Origin of the sequence: Methanoregula sp. (assembly GCF_002835825.1) — an archaeon.
Lineage (GTDB): Archaea > Halobacteriota > Methanomicrobia > Methanomicrobiales > Methanospirillaceae > Methanoregula.
Window position 1 is genome coordinate 1 of sequence record NZ_PIZH01000043.1, and the last position, 9,338, is coordinate 9,338.

Genomic DNA, 9,338 nt, shown 5'->3' on the forward strand with positions numbered 1-9,338 from the left:
CCTTAACAAGGTTCATCTCGCTCGCCGCACGCCGCGGCGGCCAGAACATCCTCTCGGTGGGCCGGGTCCAGACCCCGACCCTCAGCATGATCGTTGACCGGGAGAAAGAGATCGAGGCGTTCGTGCCCGAGACATACTGGCAGCTTGCCCTCGAATTCGAGAAGCGGGGCGAGGTGATCGAAGCACGGCATACCAATGGCCGGTTCCACGAGAAAGCCATTGCCGAACAGGCCCGCAACCGGACACAGTCGCCCCTTGTCGTAAAGGAGGTCAGGACCGGGACCAAGCAGGACCGGGCCCCCTCCCCGTTCGACACCACGACGTATATCGTTGCAGCGGCCCGGCTCGGGTTCTCTGCGGCAAACGCGATGCGGATTGCAGAAGACCTGTACATGAACGGTTTCATCTCGTACCCGAGAACCGACAACACCGTCTATCCCCCGTCGCTGGATATCAACGGGATCCTGACTGCCCTCAAGGCATCTCCATTTAAGAAAGATGTTGAATGGGTTATGGCCCACCGGCGGCCGACCCCGACGCGGGGCAAGAAATCTTCGACCGACCACCCGCCAATCCATCCCACCGGCCCTGCAACGAAGGAAATGCTCGGCGACGATGCATTCCGGGTGTACGAGCTCGTGCTCCGGCGGTTCCTTGCCACCCTTGCGCCGGACGCCCAGTGGAAGACCTTAAAGGTCCTCTTCGATGCAAACAGCGAGGAATACACCACGACCGGGGGGCAGCTCATGGAACAGGGCTGGCACGCAGTCTACCCGTTCTCGGAAGCCCGTGAGACGCTCCTCCCCGAGTTCACGACAGGTGAGAAACTTCCCATCAAAAAAGTCACTCTTGACGAGAAAGAGACACTGCCGCCGGCACGGTACACCCAGAGCAAACTCATCCAGCGGATGGAAGAACTGGGTCTTGGGACAAAGAGCACGCGGCACGAGGTCATCGCAAAGCTGGTCTCCCGGAAATACGTGGAAGGAGCGCCCCTCCGGCCCACGCTGGTCGGGAGAGTGGTCACCGAATCGCTCGAACAGCACGCCGACACCATCACCAAACCGGATATGACCCGGACGCTCGAATCCCACATGCAGCTGATCAAGCAGACCCAGCGGACACGCGAGGACGTTGTCAAAGAATCCCGTGAAATGCTGCACCGTGCTTTCGACCAGCTCGAAACCAACGAGCAGGTAATCGGCGATGATATCCGGAACCGGACCGCCGAGGAGATGAACCTCGGGAAATGCCCGGTGTGCGGCGGGACGCTTGCCATCAAGCACCTCCGCGGCAATACGCAATTCATCGGCTGTTCCCGGTACCCGGACTGCAGCTTCAACATCGGCCTGCCCACGGCACAGTGGGGATTTGCTATCAGGACCGATGAGAAATGCGAAAAGCACACCCTGAACTTTGTCCGGCTCGTGCGGAAGGGGGCCCGCCCCTGGGATATCGGGTTCCCGCTCTGCCACCAGATCAATTCCAACCGTGAGTCCCTCGAAGAGATTCCCTCTGCCGACAAGGAACTGGTCGACCGGATCCAGGCAAGCCATATCTACACGGTCGCCGAGCTGGCGCACAGCACCCCCGAGGATCTTGTAAAGAAACTTGGCGTTCCCCTTGAAAAAGCCACAGAACTGACCCGCGATGCGGTGATCGTACTCGAAAAACTCCGTCGCCGCTCGGAGTGCCGCAAGTTCATGCGGGACCGGCTCATCCCCCGGAAAGGGCGGAGTTCTGCAAAGATCCTTGCAGCGCTCAAGGATGCGGGGATAACGGACCTCTCGCTCCTTGCAAAGGCCGACCCGGCTACCCTGAAGAAAGCCGGAGTCAGCGACGCGGAGACGGAACAGCTGCTCTCCGATGCAAAGATCGTGTACCACAGCCAGGTTTTAAAGGAGATCGGCATTCCGGCCGTAAGCCTGAAGAAGTATATTACTGCGGGGGTCGTAGAGCCGGAAGCGTTCTGTGCGCTCTCATCTGCCGCCCTCAGCGAGAAGACGGGCATGTCCCTGTCGACCGTCCAGAAGCATGTTGACAAGGTCTGCACCTACTTACAAAAACCGGTCCCGAAGAAATTCTCAAAACTCCAGATCGAGCGCGGGAAGAAACAACTCCTCGCAGTGAGCGGGCTTTCCACGCCCCAGGTGGAAAAACTGTTCAAAGCCGGGATTGTCGATGGTGACGCACTCCTTGCCGCCGATCCGGTCTCCGTTGCGGCTGCTGCGGGAATCCCTGAGCAGAAGATCCGCGATTACCAGAAGGTCCTCAAAAGAAAGAAAGACACCGCCATCATTCAGCTATAGGCGGATTACTTTTTTTTCAGCGCCAGTTCAATTCCCACCCGCAGGTCATTGTCCTCAAACGGTTTGACAATGAACCCGTCCGGTTGTGTGGCCTTTGCACGGTCAAGGGTAGAGCCGTCGGAATGGGATGTGACATAGACAACCGGGATGGAGAATTGCTTTTTTATCCTTTTTGCCGTCTCTATCCCGTCCATCTCTCCCTGGATATTGATGTCCATAAGGACAAGGTCCGGCCGGGTCTTCGCCACAAGATCCATGGCCTCCGCACCCGAAACCGCTCTCCCGGCCACCTCGTAGCCCAGGTTCTTCAACCGCCAGTCCTCGACCTTTGCAATGATGTCGTCATCCTCGACAAGGAGAATCTTTTTAGGTGTCAATGCAGTATCCTCCACTTCACGTTCCCGGTTTGGCGCTCCTAATGATTACGCTTTCTCCTCTTTTTTCACAAACCGCCAGGTTCCATTCGGGATGATGAGTTCAAACCGGGCTCCTTTCCCATAAACCCCGGTCTCGCGGATCGAGATGCCCGTGATCCTGAGGATCTCACGGGCCAGGAAAAGTCCCATGCCGGTATTTCTTCCTACCCCGCGTTCAAATATCCTGATTTTGGCATTGTCGGGAATCCCGGCACCACCATCCTCGCAGATAAGGGTCAGCCCCATATCGGAGATCTGGTAATAAAACCGTATGATCGTGACATGCTCGCCATAGCGCACCGCATTGTCCACAAGGTTATAGAAGACCTTCTCCAGCAGGGGATCGGCAAAGATCTCCGTCTCCTCAAGTTCTACATTGATCGAGATACCGGGGCTGCTGATGCCCGCTACGGTACGGGCAACAACATCCCGGACATTCTGCCAGATGGGGGCATGCACCCCGACGCCCTGGTACTCCTTCGTGAAGGTGATCTGCCGCTGGATGAGGCGTCCCTCCTCCTTGATCTGTTCCAGCAGCCGGGCCAGCTCCTCCTTGTTGCCGGATGCCACGGCCATGTCGATGAGGCCGAAGATCCCGGTGATGGTGTTTAAGATATCATGCCGTGTGATATCGTTCATGAGGTTCAGTTTCTTGTTTGCCAGGTGGACTGCATCCTCGATACGTTTCCGGTCGGTGATATCGGTGATCGTGCCCACGTAGCCACGCACCTGCCCCTTGCTGTCGTAGACCGGGACCGACTGTCCGTAGAGCCAGATGACCGTCCCGTCCGGTCGCATGAACCGGGTCTCGGCATCCGGAAAGAGCCGCGACTGGAACTTCTTCCACATCTCTTTTGAGATCCGCATGCTGTTCAAGGGTTCCTGGATCTCCTTCCACGGGCGGCTTCGCATATCCGCAAAGCTCATGCCGGTCATCTCCTCCCACCGCTCGTTGACAAACGTGAGGGCTCCGCTTGTTTTGCTCTCGAAAACCCCAACGGGAGAAGTCTGGAGGATATGGGAGAGGCGTTCCTGGCTCTCCTGGAGCTCCTCCTGCATCCGGAGGCGGGCTGTGTTGTCGATAAAGGTCTCAAGCAGGCAGGAGCGCCCGTGCAGCATGACCGGAACAACGTGTTTGATGATGGAGACCCTGCTCCCGTCGGATCTCACCAGGATACGCTGGGAATTGTCCACCTGCATACCAAGGTCCGTGACCGGACACTTCCCGGCTTCGGCAGGGCAGACAACATCGTGACAGGACCGGCCAATAATCTCGTCCCGGGTTATCCCGATCATTTCCAGGGCTGCGGGATTGACATCGATAATCGTATGGGTTTTGGTATCGATTACCAGGATCCCGATATTGACTGACATCAGGAGGGTTTGCAGGTACTCCTGGCTTTCTATCAACGCTTCTTCCAGGTTGATCCTTTCCGTTACATCGATGAGGACCCCGCGGAAGCCAACAACCTGGCCGTCGCGGTGTATCAGGGATGTGGAGATGATCGCACGCATCAGCGTGCCATCGGTTTTCCGGAGCGTGTATATCTCCCCGGTTGACGTTGAACCGGAGAGAATCGCAGCGAGTCCGCGGCGCATCCGCTCCACCTCCCCTTCGATGAGGAAGTCAATGGCACGGGCACCGCTCTTGATCATCTCATCTGAGATCCCGAACAAATCAGCACCAACCTTGTTGGTGTAGAGGATCCGGCAGTCCGTGTCCATCTCGAATATGGGAAGTGGGAGCAGATCCGCAAGCTCGTGGAACCGTGCTTCGCTCTGGATAAGGCCTTTATTCGCCTCGTCAAGGGAGTCCAGCATTGCGTTAATCTCACGGGCCAGTGTCGAGATCTCATCGTTGCCTTCGAAATGGACTCTCCTTGAAGGAAGCGACTTCGTACTGATGCCCTGAACCTGGGAACCAAGGGATGTAATCCGCGAAAGGACGAGCCGGTCGAGAATGAGAAGCGAAGTGACCCCGAGGATTAGCCCGGCCCCGAGCACGATAAGGATGTACTGGGTCGTGGTGGTGACACCCTGCTGGTAAATCGTCCGCGGTTTTTTTATCTCGAGGATGAGCCGCCCCTCCCCGTTGACATCCCGGATAAGGGCATACCCGGCAATCACATCATTGCCGGCAATCCCGATGCTCCTTTCACTGCCGCTATCCGGGGCCGTAATCGATCTTTGAACGGAACCGGGGATTTTCGGGTCATCTGCTGCAAGGACGCGGATCTCCTGCTGCACGGGATTTGCCGGGAAAAATACTTCGGTATAATCCAGGTACCTGCCCATGATCACGCTGCCCGTGGGTTCACCGGAGAGATCCGAGTGGATGATCGGGCAGGACGCAACAATGACCGGGTTCCCGTCAAGGACCAGTATTCCGGAGGTAATGCTGAGCCGTTCTGATATATCGAGGAGCGGGCTTCCCTTTACCAGGTACTGTCCCAGGGACTCCGGTATTGCCTCCAGGGTCCTGTTCACCGGGTCATAGGCACCGGCATAGACGATAGTGCCATCCTTGTTGGTCATGACGATGAAACTGACCTGCAGATTGTGGAAGATCCCCGGCAAAAGATTCTTGGACTCATAGGCAGGGTTTTTGCCATTGACAAAGCTGTAGGTATCATCCCACTGGCCCCAGTCGGAGGTGATGGCGGACAGGGCCCGGTATTCGGCATCCATGCGACTCAAGGCAATGTCAATGTCCTGATTGACATATTTCTGTTCCAGGGCACTGTAACTGGTGAGAGAGACATCCGCAACAAAAATGACGATCAGGGCGAGGATGACGATCAGCAGGAGTATCAGGATAACGCTGGTTTTTTCCTGGAGTTTCATTTTGATCGTCCGATCATTCTCCCGTTTTTATTAGTGGAATATAAACTGTTCTGTGCCCGGAGAACCTGTTCAGGGATGCAGGGATACCGGTATATGTGGATGGAGCGCCAATACTAAACCAGATCATCATGAAATGGAAAGACTGGGTCCACGTGACAAAACTCGATCCCGACAAGCAGCTGAAGGCCGGCGATATTGAAGCGATAGCCGCAAGCGGTACCGACGCCCTGATGCTCTCGGGTACGCTGAATGTCACGCAGGAGAACCTTTCCGTCCTCTTAAAGGAAGTGAAGGCCTACAACCTTCCGCTCGTCATGGAGCCTGCCGGGCCCGAGGCAGTCCTGATGCAGGGGATCGATTACGTCTTTGTCCCGAGCGTGATGAACACGACCGAGGTCACATGGATTGTCGGGAAACACAAGGCATGGGTCCAGATGCACAAGGGAAAGATCCCCTGGGGAAACGCTATCGTGCCCGAAGCCTACATCGTGCTCAACCCCAACTCATCGGTCGGCAGGGTGACAAAAGCGGTCTGCGACCTGAAGCCGGATGAGGTAGCCGCGTATACCTCCGTGGCTGAGCATTACTTCCATTTCCCCATCGTGTATATCGAATACAGCGGCACCTTTGGCGATCCGACCGTAGTGAAAGCAGCATCCGAGGCGATTGACAAGTCCGTTCTCTATTATGGCGGTGGGATCAACTCTGCTGAAAAGGCTGCGCAGATGGGCAAATATGCTGATACGATCGTTGTCGGAAATGCCGTCTATGATCAGGGCCCGGCGGTCCTGAAAGCAACAGTGGACGCAGTCCAGTAATCCCTTTTATGCCCGAGATCGATATCGTCCTTGTTGCTCCCATCTATGAAGGAAACGTGGGATTTGCCGCCCGCGTGATGAAGAACTTCGGCTTTACCCGGCTCGTGCTCATCGATCCCTGCCCGCTTGGCGAAGAGGCGAAGGCCCGGGCATCGCACGCGCAGGACGTGCTGAAGAACGCCGAGGTCTGCACGATTGAGGATGTGTTCGCCCGGAGCAACATTGTCATCGCAACGACAGGCACGGTGAGCAAGTCGGTCTGCCACGCGATGCGGATGCCGTTTTATTCTCCCAAAGAGCTCCGCGAGCGGGTGAAGGATCTCGATGGCAGGATCTCGATCCTCTTCGGCAGGGAGAACTGGGGGCTCAATAACGAAGAGGTGAAGAGGAGCGACATGATCTGCACGATCCCGACGAGTGAAGAATACCCGATCCTCAACCTCTCGCATGCGGTTGGGGTTGTCTGTTACGAGCTGGCAAATCTCCCGCTACCGAGCTATGCCCTCTGTCCGCCGCAGGACATGGAATACCTGTACCAGCACGTTGACCGGTACCTCGACGGCATCCACCACCCGAAGTTCAAGCGTGAGAACACCTTAATCCTCATCCGCCGTATTCTCGGCCGGTGCAACCTCACGGTGCGGGAGGCGAGCACGCTCCACGGGCTCCTGCGCCGGAGCGAATGGCACATTGACCCGAAACTGCTGGACCGGGACAAAACGGGAGCCAGGAACCTCCGAAATTTCGGGGATGAAGACGAAGGAGAAGAGGAATAGACCTGTTGTGGGGAAGCGGAATATCCCAACCAGAAACAGGCAAAACTCTTACGATACCACGGATTCCTGCGTCTTGTTTTTTCTTGTCGCTCTGATCGGTGCCTGATTCGTGCAGATTCTCAGGTCTGACCGGTACGTATGACAGGGTTTATCCACAGGTAAAACCCGCTGCTGTTTTTAATAAAACAAGTAACTGCTCCATTAATACCATTTGAAGTAATGATGGGGGCTGATGCCCCCATACCCCCCATTAAGATGCTTGCCACCGCCGACTCGAAGAACCGGATAGTTCCTCTCGATTTCGTGGTTCTGATGAACCACTCAATTCCCGAAGGGCGCCCCGCAGCGGCCTCAATTCTTTTTTTGGCTGGCACGGATCAGCCATAAAGGGGGGGTCGGACGGTGTACTTCTTTGGCCTGATTCGTGGGACGGCTTCAGAATATCCGTCGTTACATCGATCCTGTTCCATTCAGTTTGAATCATATCTCAAACAAAGTACACCGCCCGACCCCCCTCCACCCCACACAACGATTCTGCGCTTTTCCGGATATTTATCGCCGGAGACCGGTTTTCAACCGGGCATCCGGCCCGGAAGGGGTCGGGTGGTGTACTTCTGCATCCCCCGGGGGTCAGAGTGTCCTCCCGTGTTCAGTGTTACGCCTTTAATATACCAAGAAAACCCATGGTATACGGATGATCTTACCGGATCGGAGATGAATCAATGCGACTTCTTCTCATTCATTCAGATTACATAGAATACGAAGCCAAAAAGAAGACAAAGATGGCAGAGGAGGCCTCCGTCCTCGCAGACAAGGAGACCGAGGCGCTCACCGTTTTTTGCGCTGTTGAATCGATCGATGAGGAAGACCTTGAAGGCGTCATCCTCCAGGGAATCGAGGAGATCAAGAAGACCGCAGGACAGGTCAACGTTGACAAGATTGTTGTATACCCGTACGCCCACCTGTCGAGCGACCTCTCCTCGCCCGAGACCGCGGTAACCGTGCTCAATGCCCTGAAAACGGGACTTGAGGGTGCGGGATTCGCCGTCAAGCGTGCCCCGTTCGGCTGGTACAAGTCCTTCAAGCTCTCCTGCAAGGGCCACCCGCTCTCGGAACTCTCCAAGACCATCATCCCCGGTGAGACGACGGTCAAGCCGGCGAAGAAAGAGGTCACCCATGACTGGTTCGTGCTCACCCCCGATGGGAAACAGCACGATTACAAGGAGTTCCTCGACGATTCCCCGTTCGGCTGCCTTGTAAAGAAGGAACTCGGCATTGCAACCCCGGTCGGCGGCGAACCGGCACACGTTGACCTGATGCGCGGAAAAGAACTCGTGGACTACGAACCCGCGTCCGATGTCGGCTGCCTGCGCTGGATGCCAAAAGGGAAACTCATCCGCGACCTTCTCGCGGACTACGTGCTCCGGATGGTGCTCGAATACGGCGGCACTCCGGTCGAGACCCCGGTCATGTATGACCTTGGCGACAAGGCGATCTTCGAGCACGCGGACAAGTTCGGCGAGCGGCAGTACCGCTTCAAGTCCAACAACCGGAACATGATGCTCCGGTTTGCGGCGTGCTTTGGCATGTTCTCGATCATGCGGGACATGCACATCTCCCCCAACCACCTTCCGATGAAGATGTACGAGCTCTCCACCTACTCGTTCCGCCACGAGCAGAAGGGGGAGGTCATCGGGTTAAAGCGCCTCCGTTCCTTCACCATGCCGGACATGCACTCGCTCTGCCTCGATATGCCCCAGGCCCTGAAGTGTTTCGAGGAGCAGCTCGCGATGGGATGGCAGACCGGCAGGGACTTCGAGACAAAACTCGTGGCCGCATTCCGGTGCACGAAGGGATTCTATGCCGAGCACGAAGCGTGGGTCAAGAAGATCGTGAAAGAGTCCGACTGCCCGATGCTCATCGAGATCCTCTCCGACCGCGTCCACTACTGGATTGCAAAGATCGATCTCGCCGCAATCGACGGCCAGCTCCGCCCCATCGAGAACCCGACCGTCCAGATCGATGTCGAGAGCTCGACCCGGTTCAACATCAAGTACCACAAGGAGGACGGCACCCCCGTCCACCCGCCGATCCTCCACTGCTCGCCCACGGGCAGTGTCGAGCGCGTGATGTGCGCAATCTTAGAGAACATCTCCACCCAGCCGGTGCCCGCCC

General features: G+C 56.7%; 6 protein-coding genes. 4 read left to right on the top strand and 2 right to left on the bottom strand.

Features of this window, described 5'->3' with window-relative positions; all coding sequences use genetic code 11:
* The coding region (locus tag CW742_RS02900; protein WP_292416204.1) for a DNA topoisomerase at window positions 1-2,309 on the top strand (2,309 nt) is incomplete at its 5' end.
* Window positions 2,310-2,314: 5 nt separating this feature from the next.
* On the opposite strand, the gene CW742_RS02905 is transcribed toward CW742_RS02900, so the two are convergent.
* Together CW742_RS02905 and CW742_RS02910 are read right to left on the bottom strand one after the other, a co-directional pair.
* Window positions 2,315-2,686, bottom strand: a complete 372-nt coding sequence (locus tag CW742_RS02905; RefSeq protein WP_292416206.1) for a response regulator — start codon at window positions 2,684-2,686, stop codon at window positions 2,315-2,317.
* 45 nt (window positions 2,687-2,731) lie between these two features.
* Window positions 2,732-5,569: a PAS domain S-box protein gene (locus CW742_RS02910; RefSeq protein WP_292416208.1), complete on the bottom strand. Its 2,838-nt coding sequence runs from the start codon at window positions 5,567-5,569 to the stop codon at window positions 2,732-2,734.
* A gap of 128 nt (window positions 5,570-5,697) precedes the next feature.
* On the opposite strand from CW742_RS02910, the gene CW742_RS02915 reads away from it, so the two are divergent.
* The 3 genes from CW742_RS02915 to CW742_RS02925 all read left to right on the top strand — a co-directional run.
* Window positions 5,698-6,387, top strand: coding sequence for a phosphoglycerol geranylgeranyltransferase (locus CW742_RS02915; RefSeq protein ID WP_292416210.1), 690 nt, complete (start codon window positions 5,698-5,700; stop codon window positions 6,385-6,387).
* 8 nt (window positions 6,388-6,395) lie between these two features.
* On the top strand, window positions 6,396-7,163 hold the full coding sequence (locus CW742_RS02920) for an RNA methyltransferase (protein WP_292416211.1): 768 nt from the start codon (window positions 6,396-6,398) through the stop codon (window positions 7,161-7,163).
* 722 nt (window positions 7,164-7,885) lie between these two features.
* Window positions 7,886-9,338, top strand: a 1,453-nt coding sequence (locus tag CW742_RS02925) for a threonine--tRNA ligase (protein ID WP_292416213.1), incomplete at its 3' end; no start/stop codon positions are given.

What these genes read in the sequence shown, in the direction of transcription:
- CW742_RS02920 (WP_292416211.1), top strand. Translation starts at nt 6,396, where the DNA reads ATGCCCGAGATCGATATCGTCCTTGTTGCTCCCATCTATGAAGGAAAC.
- CW742_RS02910 (WP_292416208.1), bottom strand. Translation starts at nt 5,569, where the DNA reads ATGAAACTCCAGGAAAAAACCAGCGTTATCCTGATACTCCTGCTGATC.
- CW742_RS02915 (WP_292416210.1), top strand. Translation starts at nt 5,698, where the DNA reads ATGAAATGGAAAGACTGGGTCCACGTGACAAAACTCGATCCCGACAAG.